Raw genomic sequence first — 18792 nt, forward strand, 5'->3', positions numbered from 1 at the left:
ACCGCGACCCGCTATTTGTTATGGATATACCGGAGAGAACAGCAAGCCCGTCGTCTCGTCCCAGCCCATCATCAGATTCAAGTTTTGCACCGCTTGTCCCGCCGCGCCCTTCACCAGGTTGTCGATGACGGAGATGACGGTCACCCGGTTCGTGCGCTCGTCCACTGAGATCCCGATATCGCAATAGTTGGAGCCCCACACTTCCTTCGTCGCCGGCCATTTGCCCTTGTCGCGAATCCGGACGAACTTCCGCCCCTCGTAAGTTTGCCGGAACAGCTCCAGCACTTCCTCCTCGGTGCGCTTCTCTTTCAACGTCGCGTAGCACGTCGCCAGAATCCCTCTCGTCATCGGCAGCAGGTGCGTCGTGAACGTGATGACCACATCCTCGCCCCCTACCCGGCTCAGCACTTGCTCGATCTCCGGCGTATGCTGATGGGCATTCACTTTATACGCGAGCGTATTTTCATTGATCTCCGAGTAATGGTACGTGAGCTTCAACCCGCGTCCCGCCCCGGATACGCCGGTCTTGGCGTCTACGATAATCGTCTTGTTGTCGACCCAGCCCGCCTTCACCAGCGGAACGAGCGCCAGTGTAGTCGCGGTCGGGAAACAGCCCGGATTCGCGATGATGTCCGCCCCGTAGCTCTCCTCGCCGAATACTTCCGCCAAGCCGTATACGGCCTTGGCCAGATAGGCCGGATCAGCCGGCTTATGCTTATACCATTGCTCGTATACTTCGCCCGACTTCAGCCGAAAATCCCCGGATACGTCGATAACCTTGAGCCCGGCATCCAACAGCTTGGGACTCAGCTCGGTGCTCACCCCGTGCGGCGCTGCCAGGAACACGACATCGGCCTTCCGCTTCATGTCCTCTACATCCAGCGCGTCCAATTGATCGGTCACGATCTCCGACAAGTGCGGGTATCCTTCGGCGATCGGCGCCCCCGCGCTCGATGAAGAAATCACCGATGTAATCTCCACGTGAGGATGCGCAAGCAACAAACGAATCAATTCTACTCCGCCGTATCCGGTCGATCCGACAATGGCGGCTTTTACCAGTTTCCCCATGGTTTCCAACCTCCCAATTAAGCCTCAATAAGACTAACAATCCGGTCCGTAAAAAGGATATGTATTATTATACGACCGTCGGAATAATAATTCAATGAGAAAATTGCTGCTTGAACCCTTCGCCCAGCACTTCCGAGGCATCCGCCAAGATCACGAATGCTTCCACATCGATCGACTTCACCAGCGCTTTGAGCCGAGTTACTTCTGTCTGGCTCACGACTACCATCAGCACCGGCCGCTCTTCCCCCGTAAAGCCTCCACGCGCTGTCAGTTCGGTTAATCCCCGGTCCAGATCATACAGAATGGCTTCTCGAACCCGGGTCGTCTCCCGAGTAATGACGAACGCTACCTTGGACGAGCGGAACCCGAGCTGGACTACGTCAATCGTTTTGGTGGTCACGAACAGGCCGATTAGAGCCAGCAATGCTTTTTCCGGACTAAAAATCATACCTGCCGTCAAGATGACCAGCCCGTCGAAGATCGCAATGGCCAAGCCGTATCGAATGCCCGTGTATTTATGTACCAGCTGTGCCGCGGTATCCAGTCCTCCGGTCGAGGCTCGACCACGGAAGACGATGCCTAACCCGGCTCCTACGCCTATGCCGCCGTAGATGCTGGCAAGCAGAGGGTTGTCGGTCAGCGCTCCCCAATCGCTCGTCAACAACACGAATAGCGGCAATACCATCGAACCGACGGCCGTCTTCAGCCCGAATTGCCCTCCGAGCAGCAGCAAGCCAAGAATGAATAAAGGAATATTGAGCAGCCATTGCATGATGGCCGGCTCGATGCCGAACAGTCTCTGCACGATCGTGGAGATGCCCGAGACACCGCCGGATGCGATCTCATTCGGGTTGAGGAACAGGTTGAAGCTGACGGCTATGAGGAAGCAGCCGGCGAGCAGCAAGCCGTACTCGTATAGCTGATGCAGCGGACTGCCTAAGGGAACTAGCGGTTTTTTCCGCCGCTTGTTGATGGCCTCCACCTGCACTCCCCCTCTCAGGAAAAATGGACTACCCTACATTCTGTATGTAGGATAATCCGTTCCTTGGTCCTTTATGAAGACTTCTCCCCGTTAATCTGCAGCCGCAGGAACGCATCGATAAACGCATTCAGCTCTCCGTCCATCACCGCTTGGACATTGCCCGTCTCGAAGGAAGTCCGGTGGTCCTTCACCATGCTGTATGGATGGAATACATAAGAGCGAATCTGGCTGCCCCAGGCGATGTCCGACTGATCACCGCGAATTTCGGCCAGGTGCTTCATCTGTTCCTCGATTTTCTTCTCATAGAGCTTCGACCGGAGCATCTTCATCGCCCGCTCGCGATTCTTGATCTGCGAGCGTTCGGTCTGGCACGTGACCACGATGCCGGTCGGGATGTGCGTGATGCGCACGGCCGAATCGGTCGTGTTGATGTGCTGTCCTCCCGCGCCGCTCGACCGGTACGTGTCGACCTTCAAATCCTCGGTGCGGATATCGACTTCCACGTCATCCTCGATCTCCGGCACGACATCGCAAGAGACGAAAGACGTGTGCCGGCGTCCGGATGCATCGAACGGCGAGATCCGGACGAGGCGGTGTACGCCCTTCTCCGCCTTCAGATAACCGTAGGCGTTGTAGCCTTTGATGAGCAGCGTTACGCTCTTCACGCCCGCTTCATCGCCCGGGAGGTAGTCGAGCACCTCGACCTTGAAGCCTTGCTTCTCCGCATAGCGGCGGTACATGCGCAGCAGCATGTCGGCCCAGTCTTGGGATTCAGTGCCGCCTGCGCCTGGGTGCAGCTCGAGAATCGCGTTCAGCTTGTCGTACGGCTGGCTGAGCAGCAGCTTCAGCTGGAACGCCTCCAGCTTGCTGTACAGCGCCTTGATCGACTCGGTCAGATCACGCGCCATCGAATCGTCGGCGTCTTCCTCCGCCAGCTCCAGCATGACCTCGATGTCCTCGTATTCCGACGCCATCGCCTGGAACTCGTCGACCACCGATTTGACGGCATTCAACTCGTTGATCGTCTGCTGCGCCTTCTCATTGTCGTCCCAGAAGTCGGGCGCCGCCATCTTCTCCTCGAAGTTCGCCACCTGCTCCAGCTTCAGATCTAAGTCAAAGAGACCCCCTAAGGTCTTGGATTCGTTTCGCCACTTCCCGCAAATCTTGCTTAATCTCTGGATCTAACATCGTGTATCGCCACCTTGTTTATGTGTTGGACGCGCGGTCAGGCTTCGATCCCAGCACGCACGAAGCCCCCTGTCGAGGGGGCTCGTCGGCCGGCCGGCGATCGCCGGGCCTGCACTTAGCGTCATCTGTTATTTACCGTGACATTGCTTGTATTTCTTCCCGCTGCCGCACGGGCACGGGTCGTTGCGTCCTACTTTGTTCTCATCGCGTACGGTTGGGCGATTGCCTTCCGCCGCGAGCTTGTGATCGACCGCCTGACCCTCGGCCACGACCTGACGCTCAAGATTCGATTCCACTGTAGCCTTCATGATGTACTTGGCTACTTCCTCCTGGATGTTCTCGATCATCTCTTGGAACATCGCGAAGCCTTCGAACTGGTACTCGCGAAGCGGATCTGTACCGCCGTAGGCGCGCAGATGGATCCCTTGACGGAGCTGCTCCATCGCGTCGATATGATCCATCCACTTGCTGTCGACGGCGCGGAGGACGACGACCTTCTCGAACTCCCGCATCATCTCCGGCGAGATGGTCGCTTCCCGCTCCTCGTACAGCTCGTTCACGAGGTTTTGGATGTATTCAATCATCTCCTCGCGTTCCTTGCCCCACAGCTCATCCTTCGTCAGCTGATCTTCCTTCAGGAACGTGGAGTTTGCATACTCCGCGACAGCTTCCAGATCCCACTCCTCCGGAATCGTATCTTCCGGACAGTGTGCGTTCACGATGCGCTCGACGACCGGCATAACCATGCCGAGCGTGATGTCCTTGATGTTCTCGGAGCTCAACACCTCGCGACGTTGCTTGTAGATGATCTCCCGCTGCTGGTTCATGACGTCGTCATACTGAAGGACGACCTTCCGCATGTCGAAGTTGTTGCCCTCGACGCGCTTCTGCGCGGATTCGATGGCCCGTGTGATGAGCTTGCTCTCGATCGGCTGGTCTTCCTCGAAGCCGATGCGGTCCATCATACCCATGATGTTCTCCGAGCCGAAGCGGCGCATGAGCTCGTCTTCCATCGACAGGTAGAATTGCGTGGAGCCCGGGTCGCCTTGACGGCCGGCGCGGCCCCGCAGCTGATTGTCGATCCGCCGGCTCTCATGCCGCTCCGTCCCTATAATATGCAAGCCGCCTACTTCCGCGACACCGTCGCCCAGCATAATGTCCGTACCCCGGCCGGCCATGTTGGTCGCGATCGTGACGGCACCAGGTTGCCCCGCACGCGAGACGATCTCGGCCTCTTCGGCGTGGTACTTGGCGTTCAATACCTTGTGCTGGATGCCCTTGCGCTTCAGCATCTCGGACAGCTTCTCGGAGTTCTCGATCGACACCGTCCCGACGAGCACCGGCTGGTTCTTCTTGTGTCGCTCGACAATGACGTCGACGACCGCCTTGAACTTGCCGTTCTCGCTTTTGTAGACGATATCCGGCATATCGTGCCGAATCATCGGACGGTTCGTCGGCACGGTCACAACTTCGAGGCCGTAGATCTTCTTGAACTCCTCCTCTTCCGTCTTCGCCGTACCGGTCATACCGGCCAGCTTGCGGTACATCCGGAAGTAGTTCTGCAGTGTAATCGTCGCGAGCGTCATGCTCTCGTTCTGCACCTTCAACTGTTCCTTCGCTTCTATCGCCTGATGCAGGCCGTCGCTGTAACGGCGTCCCACCATGAGACGGCCGGTGAACTCGTCGACAATGATGACTTCCTCTTCCTGCACGACATAATCCACATCCCGCTTCATGATCGCATGCGCCTTCAGCGCTTGGGTGATGTGGTGGTTGATCGTAATGTTCTGGTGGTCGAACAAGTTGTCGATGCCGAACGCCTTCTCGGCCTTCGCCACCCCTTCTTCCGTCAGGTTGACGGAGCGAACCTTGATATCGACTGTGTAATCTTCTTCTTCCTTAAGACGGCTGACGAAACGATCCGCACTATAGTACAGATCCGTCGACTTCGCAGCTTGTCCGCTGATGATCAGCGGGGTCCGGGCTTCGTCGACCAGAATCGAGTCCACTTCGTCGATCACGGCAAAATACAGAGGGCGTTGCACCATCTGTTCTTTGTACAAGACCATGTTGTCGCGCAAGTAGTCGAAGCCGAACTCGTTGTTCGTTCCGTACGTGATGTCGCAGGCATACGCCGCTTGCTTCTGCTCATGCGTCAGGCTGTGCAGGTTCACGCCTACCGTCATGCCGAGGAAGGAGTAGATCTTCCCCATCTCCGCGCTGTCCCGCGCGGCCAGGTAATCATTGACCGTAACCACATGCACGCCGTTGCCCAAGAGCGCGTTCAGGTAGACGGGCAAGGTACCAACGAGCGTCTTCCCTTCCCCGGTTTTCATCTCCGCGATCTTGCCTTCGTGCAGCACCATCCCGCCGACCAATTGGACGTCGAAGTGGCGCTTGCCGAGCGCTCTCCAGGACGCCTCGCGTACGGCCGCGAACGCCTCCGGCAGCAAGTCGTCCAAGTCCTCGCCTTGCTCGAGCCGTGCGCGGAATTCCGCCGTCTTGCCTTGCAGCTGCTCGTCCGACAGCGCCTTGAACGTCGGCTCCAGCTCATTGATATAGTCTACGACCTTCAGCAGCCGCTTGACTTCGCGTTCGTTCGAGTCGCCGAATATTTTTTTCACGAGTCCCAGCATGGGTTAGACCCCTTTCATGACAGTGTATCTCATTCGCTTGCTTGTTTATTCGGATAGGAAGCCAAACTTCGAATAAGTTTGAAAAACGGTTTGCATAAATTGTAACAGTTTGCAAAGGGCGTGGCAACAATCCAAATTCCACCCCTGCTCTACCTCAAAAGTGAACTGTCCCTACGCAGCAGAATCCTGTTACTTTTCGGGGACTGCGGGATTCCTTGCACCCCCGAGATACCCTTATATACGCGAAAACAGCCTGATTCGTTTCGGAATCAGGCTGTCCACTATTTACAAGGAAGAACATCCTACTGTTCAGGTAAACATTAAGTATTCGGCTCGATCAAGCCGTACTTGCCGTCATTGCGACGGTACACGACATTGACCTGCTCGTTCTCCGCGTTCGCGAATACGAAAAAGCTGTGACCCACCATGTTCATCTGCAAAATCGCTTCTTCTATGTCCATGGGCTTCAAGTTGAACTTTTTGGTACGAACCAATTCGAGGTCATCCTCATCCTCCAACTGACGCAGCGCGGTGGCCGACGATCCTTCGGTCCCTTCGCGGAACAAGGTGCGAAGGCCCCCGTCCTGACGGAATTTCCGGTTCACTTTCGTCTTGTGCTTGCGAATTTGACGCTCCAGCTTCTCCGTCACGAGGTCGATCGCCGCATACAAGTCATCATGTCGTTCCTCGGCTCGAAGCAGCACTCCAGGTAAGGGGATCGTAACTTCGATCGTTTGCAGCGTTTTGGAAACACTTAGCGTCACATGCACGTCTGTCGATGGTGGAGCTTCAAAATACCGTTCGAGCCTGCCGATTTTCTTGATCGAGTAATCTTTCAGCGCGTCAGTAAGATGAATGTTTTGACCACGAATGTTAAAATTCATTGTTCAACAGCTCCTTTCGTACTTTCATTCTATCATATTTTGGCATCCCCTTCAAAAGAATTTAATAATAATTCAAAATATTCTTAATATTTGTGACAAAATAAAAATGCCCTTGAATTTCCACAAAAAATAAAAACACCCCGGAACAAGTCCGAGGTGTGAGCTAGCGTTTTATTTAACCATCTATAAAACAGCGCTTCACGCCGGATGATTAGATTTTAACGACGTTAGCTGCTTGTGGTCCACGTGCGCCTTCTACGATATCGAATTCTACGGCTTGACCTTCTTCCAAAGTCTTGAACCCTTCAGACTGGATGGCAGAGAAGTGAACGAATACGTCTCCTCCGTCTTCACGCTCGATGAACCCGTAACCTTTTTCTGCGTTGAACCATTTTACTTTACCTTGCATGCAGAACATTCCCTTCATCTTCAAATAACTGTGGTCATCCCACATTTCGAATATATCACCATCCGCGGAAGGATGTCAATGCAATTACGCGAGTTCCTGTCCTAAATGATTCCAGTTTCCTACGTATTGCATGAATTGCGAGAAAATTTGGCTATTTACACCTAGATCCCCGCATGAAAGCTTATTTTCATTACTTATTCACAAACTTATACACATTATCCACAGGTTTTCCGTCAAGATATGCACAAGATTCCACTCAAATTGGGTATTTCTTCTGCTCCTCTACGCTCTTTTGGTTGGCAAATGCAAAAAGACCTCCTGCCGGGTACCTATGCAGAAGGTCCTGTCCCTTTATTTCTTTTTGTCGAAAAATAAACTGTCCGGCGTGTATTCCATGTCGTATGCCGTCTTCTGCCGTTTGGCCTGCTGCACCTTCCCGAAGGAGCCCTCGTGCTCCCGCAGCAGCTCTTCCATCCGGGCGCGAATGGCGGCGTCATGCGCCAGTAGCTTGTGAACCCGGCGCTGCAGGTCCGTGCTTTCGTTTTGGCTTTGGCTCAGTTCGGCTCCTGCCGTTCCGGCGGTTCCCGACTCGCGCTCCGGCCGCCGCGCCTGGTCGATCAAACGGCCGCGTTCCTCAACGAAGTGCAGCAGCTCCTCATGCGTCATCTCGCGAATGTTAGCCGCCGCCGTCTCGGTCAGCCGCTCCAGCTGCTCGATCCACTCAGCCATTCGAAGTTCCCGGCCGCGCGCCGACAGACAGCTTGGCCGCCTGCAGCCAAGTTTCCTTCAGCTCCATGAGGTAGCCCACAACCTCCTGAATCGGCTGCGGGTCCTTTTTCACATTCGCCTGGATGAGCAGGTAGCTGAAGTACTCATACAGCTGCAGCAATTGCTCCGCGATAGGGGATTCCTTGTCGAGCGTGATGACGAATTCGCTGATGATGTCCTGGACTTTGCCGATGTTCGTGTTGGCGGAGATGAAGTCTTGGTTCTTGATATCCTCGATGCTCTTCTTCCCGAAGCGGATCGCCCCGTCGCACAACATGATGAGCAATTGAGCCGGTGAAGCCGTCTGGACGGAGTTTTCCAAATATTTATTGGGTTGCGCTTGAAGCACCGTAGTCCCCCCTGATCCTGGTGTTTATTACGAGCTGGAGCCGCCGCCGAATTGACTTGCCAAATAAGAGGACTGGGAGTTGTACTTGTTCATGGCCGCCTCCATGGCAGCGAATTTCTGATAGTACGCGTCTTCTAGATCCTGCAGCTTTTTCTCCTTCGTGGTAATGTCCTTGGCGACTTGGGAGATCTGAAGCGACAGCGTGCTGGTGTCGTAGGCAGCATTGGCCACCCCCGCTTTTGAGGTCAGTTGATCCAAGCCGATCTTCAAGCTCGTGTACAGCCGCTCGGCGAGTCCGACCGTGGTAGAACTGGCGCCTTCCTTCTCGTCTTGGGTGAATAAAGCCTTCACCGCTTCCGGGTTGCGCTCGATGGCGGCTCGCAGCTTGGCCTCATCATCCACGTACAACTTGCCGTTCTCATAATATTGTCCTGTGGTGATCCCGATGTCGGACAACGAGCGAATCGTGGGATCTCCGGTATCCACCCGGCCCGTGATCGTAGAACGGAGGTTGCTGATAATTCCGTTCACAATGCCGTCGCTCCGAATGATGCCGGTTTTGGCCTTGGACTCCCACTTCTCGATTTGATCGGCGTTGAGCGAATCCCGCTGTTCTCGAGTCAGAGGCTCGTAGCTGCGGTCCTTCGTCTCCGTCACTTTATCCTGGAGCGTCTTCAAGACATCGTTGTAATCCGACACGAACGTCTTGATGGACTCCATGATCTCGTCCGTGTTCGTCCGCGGCTGAATGTTGGCCGCTCCGCCTCCGGCCTTGGTCGCCGTGATCTCGATACCGTTCACCTTGAATGTATTGCTCGTCCTGGTTGTGGCCAAGCCGTTGATCGAGATGGAGGCATTGGCCGCGGCGGTCTTATTGGCCCCGAGCGTGGAGACTTGGGCTACGGTGTTCAGGAAATTGCCGGACTTGTCTTCGAAAATGATGTATTGTCCATTCTTCTCCGGCCCGTTCACGAGTCCGGTTTCCTTCGATACGAAGCTAAGCTTCTTGTTCACGTCGTCGTAGAACGCCGATACATTCGTCGTGGAGTTGATCTTGGTGATGATGTCGTTGAGTGATTCCTTGGTTGGGTCTACCGTGATGACTTCGCTGCCGTTAATCGCGAACCTGTATTGGGCCGGCAGCGGGGTACCGTGCGTCAGCTTGTCGCTCTGCGTGCTGAGCGGCTTAGTCGGGTCGAACCCGGCCGACGTGATCTCACTCTCGCTGTAATTGCCGGCCGGCGTGGCCAAGGACGTCACACTGACGAGAATGCTCCCGTCCATCGCAGACGCGGTTGCCTTGGCGGTTACGGCCTCGGCATTGCCGGTAATCGAGATTTCCTTCTTGTTGAACGTGCCTTCCAGCTTGAAGTTGAACAGCTTGTTATTGCGGAAATCGGTCACCTTCAGGTTCATGTCCCGAAAGGCGTCCCGCTGCCATTCGTACGTTTGCTTCTTCTGGTCCAGCTTGTCTAATGGAATTCGCTGGGCCGTCATCATTTGTTTGACGGTGTTGTCCACGTCAAACCCGGATAGACCTGCAATGCGCATCGGCATGGCGGTTCCTCCTTTTGCGGTTTATCTTGTAGTCGAGGCAGGCTCGCTTCGGTTAGTAGGTTATCGGCGCTCATCTACAAGGATGCCGGCCATCTCCCAGAGCTTGGCGACAAAATCCTGCATCTTCTCCGGTGGAATTTCGCGAATGACGCGGCCGGTGTCCTTCTCGAGAACCTTCACCATAATTTGCTTGGTCACCTTGTGCACAGAAAAATTCAGCTCCGTGGTGGCGCCTTCCGCGGCCTTGATCGCTTTGTTAATCGCTTTGACCATTTGTTCTTCGCTGATCGGGACGCTTTCCCCTTGCACTTCGGCGCGCTTCAGCTCCTGCGTTGTATGAATGGGCGGTGGTGTGTGCTGTTCGTTTCCTGCCGAAGGGACTTTGGGCGCTCCCATACCTACTGGGTTGCTCTCCATGAAAAAACCCTCCATGAACCGAAATATACTCTTAGCGTATATATCGGCCGTAGAGGGAGGGAACATTAGAATGAATTTGAAGGCTTTTGGTAGATCGCTTGTACTTTTTTAGTTTTTGATCAGAATGGACATATAAGCCATTGACTTGTAATTGTTTTCAGTTATTAAATTCATTATATCTTTAAAGTAGAGTGTGTTGTGCTCAATTGTTCGCCCAAACGATTGAATAAGTTTTACAACATGATCTATATTAAAACTTTCTTTGTGGTAGGCTGCCATACCTATTAAATGCAATTTAATCAGGCTATAATGTAACACCATATAAACAAATTCATCGAAAATAGAATCCGTACGTCGGACCGGAAATACGGTTTTGTAAACATAATTAACTAAATAATTCTCAATTATATATTCATGTTGGTTCATTAACGGCTCGTAATATTGTTTAAAAGCATATTCGTATGTTTCAGCAATTTCTTCAACAGTCGCCTTGCTTGTATATCCGAGTCCATGAAGAAATTCAGCAAAGCACTCCATGTAGCGCTTGCTGTTGATGAATTGATTGAACCGTTGGTCTGCCAGTTCCTTGAGTAGTTCCATCTGAATGGCATATTGAACTGGGATCTCAGACAATTGCTGCCGAAGATCACCTGCCTCAATCAAATTAGTAAACATTGCAATCATCTGAGAAGGATTTGTGCTTGGATCGGTATCCAGCATGTCCTGGAGCTTTTTATAGAACAAACCAATAATAATAAATCGATCTTGAACGGAATAATTACGATTTTGCAAAACCTGTATGGTAAAAATGCGAAGTTCCCAGAAATAATGCTCAATAATAGAGACTATCGCAGGATGGTCGGTTTTCATTTTCGTGCTAATAATATTACGAGTAATCTCCGGCTCTTGTGTTTCAATAAACTCAATTCCCTCCGGATTTAACAGGACTAGCTTGGCCATTTCCGGGCAGGATATCGTCCCAGACTTTTCGATGATTCCATTTATACTATTACTGACACGAGGATATGTCGCGCAAACATTCGATAAATAAATTTCGCCCAATTTTTGTTGAACACCGCATAACTTCTCTTCCGACAAGAAGGGGCAAAATCCGTCCTGGTTTAAGTTAATCTTAGCATATGTGGCATCAATCGGGTCTTTTCGATTTCTCTTAATATGTTGATCAAACTGTTTGGACAATTCTTTGTGTTTTATGTTGTTATATTTTTTGTATGTCTGTTTATCAACCGAGATAACCCATCCGGAACAACAGGTATCCTCGCATTGTGATCCTGTACATGAAAATCGTTGCATGTACTCCGGCACTAATAGTTTTTGCATGCCTTGGTCCATAGTAGGTGCTCCTTGCCACAAATTGATAAATGATACATTCCACAAGTGATGTTACTAAGGTTACCGCAACCTAATATTTGAAAAAGAGGCCCTAGAAATAAATCTAAGGCCTCTCGAAAAATAGTTAATTTTAACGAAGAAGCTGCAGGACACCTTGAGGTTGTTGATTGGCTTGAGCAAGCATAGCTTGAGCAGCTTGGGAAAGGATGTTGCTTCTCGTGAACTCCATCATTTCCTTCGCCATGTCTACATCACGGATCCGGGATTCCGATGCAGTCAAGTTCTCGGAGGAAGTACCCAGGTTGCTGATCGTGTGCTCCAAGCGGTTCTGGAAGGCGCCAAGTTTTGCGCGCTCTGTGGAAACAACTTCCAGAGCATTGTTCACGACACTGATCGCGTCCTGAGCACCCTTCGCCGTCGACACGTCAACCGAGTTCAAGCGCAGAGAATTTACGCCCACATCGTTGATGTCAACTTGCAGCGATTGACCTTGGTTCGCACCAATCTGCATCGCAAGCGACTTATCGGAGCTGGCATTTTGCGCTTGTTGCGTTACCGCGAAGCTGCCGAATACACGATTGAAGTCTGTAACCATGGAGGCATCCGTAGCCGATTTCTGTGCGGAGAAGCTCAGATTAGAGATATCCTTCGTCGCCCCTGCTGCACCACTAATGTTGATCTTGCCTGTCGTAGAATCCAACGACACCGTAGCCCCTGCGAACTGATCTAGCGCACGCAACGAATTCAATACGTCCGCCACGGTGGAAGTCGCGGAAACGTTGACCGACGTCGAGAAGCCTACTCCGTTTTGTGATCCGATAATATTAATTACGTTGCCCGCTTTCAAGCCTACTCCATTACCATCGGAATCTGCAAGATCCGTTAGCAATGTATTGTTTGAAATTGATTGAACCACGGCCGAAGAACCAGCAACCTTGGTGTTGTTCCCGTCAGCTGCTACAAGTGCAGTGTTGGTGGCAGCACCAAACAATGTTGTTGCACCGTTATTTGCACCGTTGGAGATCGTGAAGTTGGCGCCACGTACATTGTTCGTAACCGTTAATTTATCGTTCCCGGCTGTATTAACCGTGTTAACAGTCAATGCGCCTGTTCCGAAAGCCTTATCCAATTCAGCTTGCAGTGCCTTTACAATAGCATCGCGGCTTGATGTCTTTGTTGTAGCAGCTGTATTGCTGATAATATCTTGATCCTGCAAATTGATCGTTACCGTACGATTACCGAGTCTTACATCCATCTTGGCATTTGCTGCAGTGCTGAGGTCAACACCCGGCAATATGTTTGTTGCACCGTTAATGTCACCTGCAGAACCCGCCAAGCCAAGAGCAGCTAGGGCAGATTGTGCGTTAGCTGTCGGGTTTGAGACAGTCACATCAGAAGACGCGCCTGTGCTATTCGATTTGAACACAATCTTACCGTCAGACAGACTAGCCGATACTTTCCCAACCAGATTACTATTCGCACTGATTTGATTATTAACTTCATCAACAAGCTTTTGTTGGGTATCATACCGCCCAGCGGTTAAGCGAAGTGTTTGAACAGCGCCACCATCAACCGAGATATTGAATTGGTCGTTTGCGTCCTTGGAAATAACCGTCCCACCAAGGTTCGCATTAATTTGCTCAACACCCGCCTGGTTAACGTTAGCCGATTGTGCAACGCTGGCAGATGTCGCAACGATACCCAATGTAGTTCCTAGAGTACCAGTACCATTTGCAATAGAGAATGTCCCAGTACCAACATTGTTAGTGAAGGTTAAGTGTCCGCTTCCATCGTCACCCACAGTAATTGATCCTACACCTATTACTGCGTCCAGACCTTGTTGCAACGCAGTTTTGTATTCACCAAGTGTATAGGCTGTACTTGCTGTCAGACCATAAGCCTCTAAGTCAACGTTTACGCCACCGTTGTCACCAAGGGTAACTTTGAGGACGTTATTCCCAGCTGTACCTGTCTTCAAGTTCGAGGCAGTCAAGTCAACTGTACCTTTAATCTCCACTGCTTTAGCGGAGTAACCCATTGCCATCAGAGCTGAACCTGTTGCGCCATTGGTGGTAGGATCTTCGATTTCAACCTTGATTTCCGTAGTGCCTGTACCAGCACCGGTTGCAACTGTGTTTGCGACTAGGTGACCATCTGAAGAGAGTGAGAAGAACGCTTGGTTGAATTCATTGCTCCATTCAGTTGCTCCAACTTTTGATTGAATGGCAGTGTTTAATGCAGCAATAAATTCGGACTTTGTATAACCTTTTGCTGTACTTGCTGCGATTGTTACGTCTGTATACGCAACTTCATTAATCTTGATATCAAACGTATCATTGATACCTGTTTGGATGATGGTATTATCGGCAAGAGCTGCACCAGCAATGGCTTTATACCCAGTTCCCGCTTGAGCAGCAGTTGCTGTGCTCACTGCGATCTGCAATCCAGCAGATGTTGTAGAAGAGGTAGCCGCAATATCTGCTGCATCAATAACAGCAGAAGTAGCTACTGTTCCTTGAGATGCTTTAGATGCGCTTAAGCTGCCGTTCAGCAATTTTTTTGTATTGAATTCCGTTGTACTAGAGATCCGGTCAATCTCGCCTTTCAACTGCACGATTTCTTTTTGAAGCTGAGAACGGTCGGAATCTGTCGACGTGTCGTTCGCGGATTGTACTGCAAGTTCACGCATACGTTGAAGGATGTTATGAGTTGTGCTCATTGCACCTTCAGCGGTTTGGATCAGGGAGATAGCGTCTTGGGCATTACGAGAAGCTTGATCCAAACCACGGATCTGACCGCGCATTTTCTCGGAGATTGCCAAGCCGGCAGCGTCATCCGCAGAACGATTAATGCGGAAACCAGAGGACAATTTCTCCAGAGATTTGTTCGTGCTACCAGTGTTGGTTGTCAGCTGGCGATGAGTGTTCAACGCCGCCAAGTTGTGATTAATTCTCATTCTTGTCTTCCTCCTTGAATTGGATTCCCCACATCCTTGTGGGAAATAGAGTCTGTCTAACTACTTCATCCGGTCGGCCGCCTGGACAAAATAGGGACTGTCATATATATCGTGTTTTTTCGCACAAAATTATAGGGGGCTGAGCAGGAAAAAAGGACTATTTTCTGGCGAAAATTGTCCTTTTTCAGGGTGGATCTTATACTTTTCTCTCGTTCTCATCGCTTTTCGGTTGTTTCCGGAAAATTTCTCCAAGTTTTTCCGGAGAGAGTACACTCTGCGTCGCTTCTCGGTTCGATTGTTGGATCGAGGTGTAAATTTCTTTGCGATACACTTGGACTTGCTTCGGGGCTTGAATGCCCAGCTTGATGGTATCTCCCTCGGAAGCGAGCACAATGACCTCGATTTGGTCACCAATCATGATCGATTCGCCCTTCTTACGTGTCAATACGAGCATGCCGCGCCTCCTTTCCCGCAGCCGTCTCAGGAGATGCCGCAACTGGCTTCAATGGGATTAACGGATGCTTCGTCACGTACCCGCTCCCATGCAGGATCACTTGCTTACCGAGCCTCGCGTTCTCATGTATCACAACCGGGGCCAGCAAATTAATGGTGGAGGTCGCGAGTTCGTCCGTAATGGAGACGATCGACCAGACGGTGACGTCCTTCGGTGCTGCTACCTGCAGCTGCTCCACCGTTTCCGGGGTCAGCTCGAACTCATAGTCATCATAAAACAGGAACGGGTTCGTCAAGATAAATGCCACTTCGCCGTCCTCGAGGGATTGCAGGAACGTAAAAGGGAGCTCCGGATCCGGCGTAAGGAGCGTAAAGGTCCGGAAGTGCTCAAACCCTGGCAACCCTTGCTCAAATGTAATGATCTGATCCGCTTCCAGTTCCAGTTCGCCAAACCTTACCGTGTTTACTAACATTTACTTGTTCACTCCCGTTACGTTGGATTTCATAAAGAAAGCCGCCCGATCCGGACGGCATGGTGTCTTGTGAAAGTGCTCCTGAGGAGCTGGCTTGTCCTACCGCATACCCTGATTGTAGCGCATTACAACCGGGCGTCAATAGCCGGTGGGGTAATCTCGACTCTAGGATACTGCTGCATATAGATATTAAGCTTTCCGCGCGTATAATTAACCTCTGGCGGGTTCGGGTGAGTGGTCAGGCGGATCCCGCTCGGGGTCACGTTGATCTCGGGTTTGTGAGCCGTGTAGTGGATGTCCACGTTATCGTAAGAGGCTTCACCGGCATATTGGAAATTCGGGAAGCTGACCGTCACGTCTTTGGCCAGTTCCGGAATCATGAGCTGTTTGTTCTTAGCGATATCGCCCATCTGATTGCCTTCGTCCACGATATGTCCGATGGCCTCTAAGACGAGATTCTTCGTCTGATCGAAGATCCGGTTCATCACTTCCAGGATGTTCGTAAGCGCCAGGGCATCCCAAGCTTTATCCTGATCTATCTCCAAATCCCCATTGGAAGAATGGATCTCCATCTTGGCCGGAGGCTGCTCCAATTCGAAAGTCGGCCGAGGCTGCTTCATGTCATATTTGCCTAAATCCCCATCCACGACCATGATCGCAGGGGTTGTTTTGATCTGGATTTGAGGAATGGACGGCATGCTTCGGCCTCCTTTCTCAATCGTATTCGACTACTATGACTAACGCAGGAAGTCCATCAGGCTAGGCTGGATCAGCTTGGACCCGGCAGCAAGCGAGGCCTGGTACACGTTCTCGTCGGTCTTCAGGTTCGTGATGACGATCGACATGTCGGCGTCCTCGGTCTTGGACTGCAGCGATTCCACGTTCAGCGAAATATCCTTAAGCCGCGCCTCAACCAGTTCAATCCGGTTCGTCTTGGCCCCGATGTCGGAGCGTACGTCCAGCATCTTATTCATACGGGAGTCGAGTACGCCAATAGAAGCACTAATTCCAGCAAAATCACCATTTTCAAGAGCCGTACTGAAGTCCTTGATCGCCTTGAATACATTATCTGTGTCGGTCGGATAGCCGAAGACTTTGTCACCTAAGACGTTAACTGGAATTCGCACGCCCGCCCCAACTTCGAATTCAATTAGGGAATCATCGGTAGACTCATTCTGCGCATTCGCAAGCGTATAAGGTTTCACGTCCGTCAACTGCCCATTAAAAACATACTTGCCGCTGAACTGGCTATTGCCGATATCGACCATCTGCTCGTAGAGCTGGTCGACTTCCTTCTTCATCGTGTCGAGCGCCGCCTGTGGGTTCGTCCCGTTCGAGCCGGCCACCGCCAGTTCCCGTACTCGTTGCATGACAGAACCCGCTTGGTCCATCATCGTGTCCGAGAAGGACAACCACGATAAGCCTGCATCCACATTGCTCTGATACTGCTCATTCGAAGACAGCTCCGTACGATAGCGCATCGAGAAGCTAATCCCGACCGGATCGTCGGAAGGCTTATTAATGCGGCGTCCCGTGGACAGCTGGTTCTGCAGGTTGTCCATACGGGTCATGTTATTATTCAAATTACGCAGCAGCTGCGTATTCATCATGTTCTGGGTCACGCGAAACGGCATAGGAGCCACCTCCGAGTCATTGGATGAACTAATTACAGACCGACGCGGCCCATGCCGTTAATGACTTTGTCCAACACTTCGTCTTGCGACGTCAGCGCACGGGCAGCGGCATTGTAGGCATGCTGAAACTTGATCATATTGGACATCTCTTCGTCAAGAGACACCCCGCTGACCGATTGTCGGCGGGATTCGACCTGCTCGACCATGATTTTCTGGTTCAAAGCTTGGCGCTTCGACTCCTGGGACTGTACCCCCAACTGACCGACCACCGCACGGAAAAACTCGTCCAGCGTGCCTCCGTTCAACACAGCCGTCCCAGTCTTATCTGGATCAAAGTCGAATTTCGTTTGCTGCAGCCCCGCCGCGAGCAAGGCCAAGTCGTTATTGCCCACGACCAGTTTCTCCGTATTCGTAACCGGATCCATGTAGGTCCTCATCGAGGCGGCGATCTTCTGCACGTTGTTCACAATAACCGGATTCACGCTGATATTACCGGCGGTTATAGTAGTGCCGCCGTCTTTGGTTAAGAAAAAGTCCCCGCCCGTCTCCGGAGCGCGGTTGCCCAGCACGTAACCGAGGCTGTGCAGGCCATTGAAACCATTAACGGTCGTCTCGAGGGGGGCCGTTAATGTCCTGGCCGTCACAGACCCGGTATAAGTCGTACCATTAAGAACCGTCCCCTCAGGAATAACAACTCCCGCTGGTAAGGTAATCTTCACTTCACCCTGTACCATAGCCCTTGCCATAGAATTCAATTGATCGTCATAACCCTTCACATACAGGTCGCGGGCCGTAATCATCCCGAATATATCCCCGCTGCTCAAGTCCTTGCTAGCGAACGATTGCTCCATCAATTCGGCCGTGGCCGTAGTAGACACGTCAAAGCCGTTAACCAACTCAACATTGCCCATCGAAATGTTGTATCCGTTCGTCGTCTCGACGACGTTAATATTCACGACCTTCGACAGATCGTCCGTCAACACGTCTCGCTGGTCGCGTATATCGTTGGCATCGTTGCCCAGCCCTTCGATCCGGTAAATCTCCTTGTTCAGCGCCGCGATCTGACTGATCGTCGAGTTGATCTCCGTGACCTTCACGTTGATGTTGTCGGTCAGGTCCGATCTCAGATCAGCCAATTGCTTCGATGTATGGTTGAAGGCGTCGGTCATGGCGATTGCGCTTTCTTTGACAATCGACCGGGCCGTTAGGTTGTCCGGGATTTTACTAAGCTCCTGCCAGGCGTTCCAGAAGTTCGTGATAACTTGGCGGATCCCCGTATCGGTTGGCTCGTTGATAATCGCTTCGAGCTTCTCGAGCGCGTCGTTGCGTACCGACCACTCCCCGAACGACTTGTTCTCATTGTAAAACTGTGTATCCAAAAAACGCTCCCGAATCCGCGTAATCGAGGTGAACTCGACCCCTTGGCCGGATTGCCCGGGCACGGTCGTACGCGCCATGGCTACGGCTTCCATCGGCCGGGCCGCCACCAGATTCACGACTTGGCGCGTGTAGCCCCTCGTGTCGGAGTTGGCAATGTTATGACCAGTCGTGGTTAACGCCGCTTGATGGGAGAACAAGCTCCGCTTTGAGATTTCGATACCGCCAAATGTGGAACCCATGGATTTGCCCCTTTCGAATACCTCTGTCAAAAGAAACGCGCACCGG

17 protein-coding genes are annotated in these 18792 nt (G+C 52.0%); all 17 read right to left on the reverse strand.

The genetic code is table 11. From position 1 onward, the window contains the following. Positions 1-18: 18 nt before the first annotated feature. On the reverse strand, positions 19-1068 hold the full coding sequence (gene argC, locus ACI5FR_RS18135; RefSeq protein ID WP_405456811.1) for an N-acetyl-gamma-glutamyl-phosphate reductase: 1050 nt from the start codon (positions 1066-1068) through the stop codon (positions 19-21). Between the two features lie 91 nt (positions 1069-1159). Further along, positions 1160-2041 carry a YitT family protein gene (locus ACI5FR_RS18140; protein ID WP_405456993.1) on the reverse strand — a complete coding sequence of 294 codons (882 nt, stop codon included), beginning with the start codon at positions 2039-2041 and terminating at the stop codon, positions 1160-1162. Positions 2042-2121: 80 nt separating this feature from the next. Continuing rightward, positions 2122-3238 (reverse strand): peptide chain release factor 2 gene (gene prfB / locus ACI5FR_RS18145; protein WP_405456814.1). Its coding sequence is split into 2 segments (ribosomal slippage): positions 2122-3165 and positions 3167-3238, totalling 1116 coding nucleotides; the frame shifts between segments, so codons are not numbered across the junction. A gap of 128 nt (positions 3239-3366) precedes the next feature. Continuing rightward, entirely contained in the window at positions 3367-5874 is a 2508-nt protein-coding gene (gene secA, locus ACI5FR_RS18150; RefSeq protein WP_405456815.1) for a preprotein translocase subunit SecA, read from the reverse strand. Positions 5875-6194: 320 nt separating this feature from the next. Beyond that, complete coding sequence (hpf, locus tag ACI5FR_RS18155) at positions 6195-6758, reverse strand: ribosome hibernation-promoting factor, HPF/YfiA family (protein ID WP_405456817.1); 564 nt, start codon at positions 6756-6758, stop codon at positions 6195-6197. Positions 6759-6969: 211 nt separating this feature from the next. After that, on the reverse strand, positions 6970-7167 hold the full coding sequence (locus tag ACI5FR_RS18160; protein ID WP_120749609.1) for a cold shock domain-containing protein: 198 nt from the start codon (positions 7165-7167) through the stop codon (positions 6970-6972). A 351-nt stretch (positions 7168-7518) separates the two neighbouring features. Continuing rightward, the gene (gene fliT / locus ACI5FR_RS18165; protein WP_405456820.1) at positions 7519-7896 is read right to left on the reverse strand and encodes a flagellar protein FliT; all 378 of its coding nucleotides are present in this window, start codon (positions 7894-7896) and stop codon (positions 7519-7521) included. Next, positions 7889-8284 (reverse strand): flagellar export chaperone FliS, encoded by a 396-nt coding sequence (fliS, locus tag ACI5FR_RS18170; protein WP_405456821.1) that lies wholly within the window; start codon positions 8282-8284, stop codon positions 7889-7891. The genes fliT and fliS overlap by 8 nt, the downstream gene beginning before the upstream one ends. A gap of 27 nt (positions 8285-8311) precedes the next feature. Continuing rightward, positions 8312-9841 (reverse strand): flagellar filament capping protein FliD, encoded by a 1530-nt coding sequence (fliD, locus tag ACI5FR_RS18175; RefSeq protein WP_405456824.1) that lies wholly within the window; start codon positions 9839-9841, stop codon positions 8312-8314. A gap of 60 nt (positions 9842-9901) precedes the next feature. Continuing rightward, positions 9902-10258: a flagellar protein FlaG gene (locus ACI5FR_RS18180; protein ID WP_405456825.1), complete on the reverse strand. Its 357-nt coding sequence runs from the start codon at positions 10256-10258 to the stop codon at positions 9902-9904. A gap of 108 nt (positions 10259-10366) precedes the next feature. Beyond that, positions 10367-11611, reverse strand: a complete 1245-nt coding sequence (gene fliB, locus ACI5FR_RS18185; RefSeq protein WP_405456828.1) for a flagellin lysine-N-methylase — start codon at positions 11609-11611, stop codon at positions 10367-10369. A gap of 130 nt (positions 11612-11741) precedes the next feature. Continuing rightward, positions 11742-14567 (reverse strand): flagellin N-terminal helical domain-containing protein, encoded by a 2826-nt coding sequence (locus ACI5FR_RS18190; RefSeq protein ID WP_405456830.1) that lies wholly within the window; start codon positions 14565-14567, stop codon positions 11742-11744. Positions 14568-14763: 196 nt separating this feature from the next. Then, positions 14764-15021 (reverse strand): carbon storage regulator CsrA, encoded by a 258-nt coding sequence (gene csrA, locus ACI5FR_RS18195; protein ID WP_405456831.1) that lies wholly within the window; start codon positions 15019-15021, stop codon positions 14764-14766. Further along, complete coding sequence (gene fliW, locus ACI5FR_RS18200) at positions 15002-15493, reverse strand: flagellar assembly protein FliW (protein ID WP_405456833.1); 492 nt, start codon at positions 15491-15493, stop codon at positions 15002-15004. Before fliW ends, csrA begins: the two co-directional genes overlap by 20 nt. 125 nt (positions 15494-15618) lie before the next feature. Further along, positions 15619-16191: a DUF6470 family protein gene (locus ACI5FR_RS18205; RefSeq protein WP_405456836.1), complete on the reverse strand. Its 573-nt coding sequence runs from the start codon at positions 16189-16191 to the stop codon at positions 15619-15621. Positions 16192-16230: 39 nt separating this feature from the next. Next, a complete protein-coding gene (gene flgL, locus ACI5FR_RS18210; RefSeq protein WP_405456838.1) occupies positions 16231-17127 on the reverse strand; it encodes a flagellar hook-associated protein FlgL in 897 nt (298 codons plus the stop codon). Positions 17128-17159: 32 nt separating this feature from the next. Beyond that, entirely contained in the window at positions 17160-18746 is a 1587-nt protein-coding gene (gene flgK, locus ACI5FR_RS18215) for a flagellar hook-associated protein FlgK (RefSeq protein WP_405456839.1), read from the reverse strand. Between the last annotated feature and the right edge of the window lie 46 nt (positions 18747-18792).

Origin of the sequence: Paenibacillus sp. HJGM_3 (assembly GCF_045062745.1) — a bacterium.
Lineage (GTDB): Bacteria > Bacillota > Bacilli > Paenibacillales > NBRC-103111 > Paenibacillus_AA.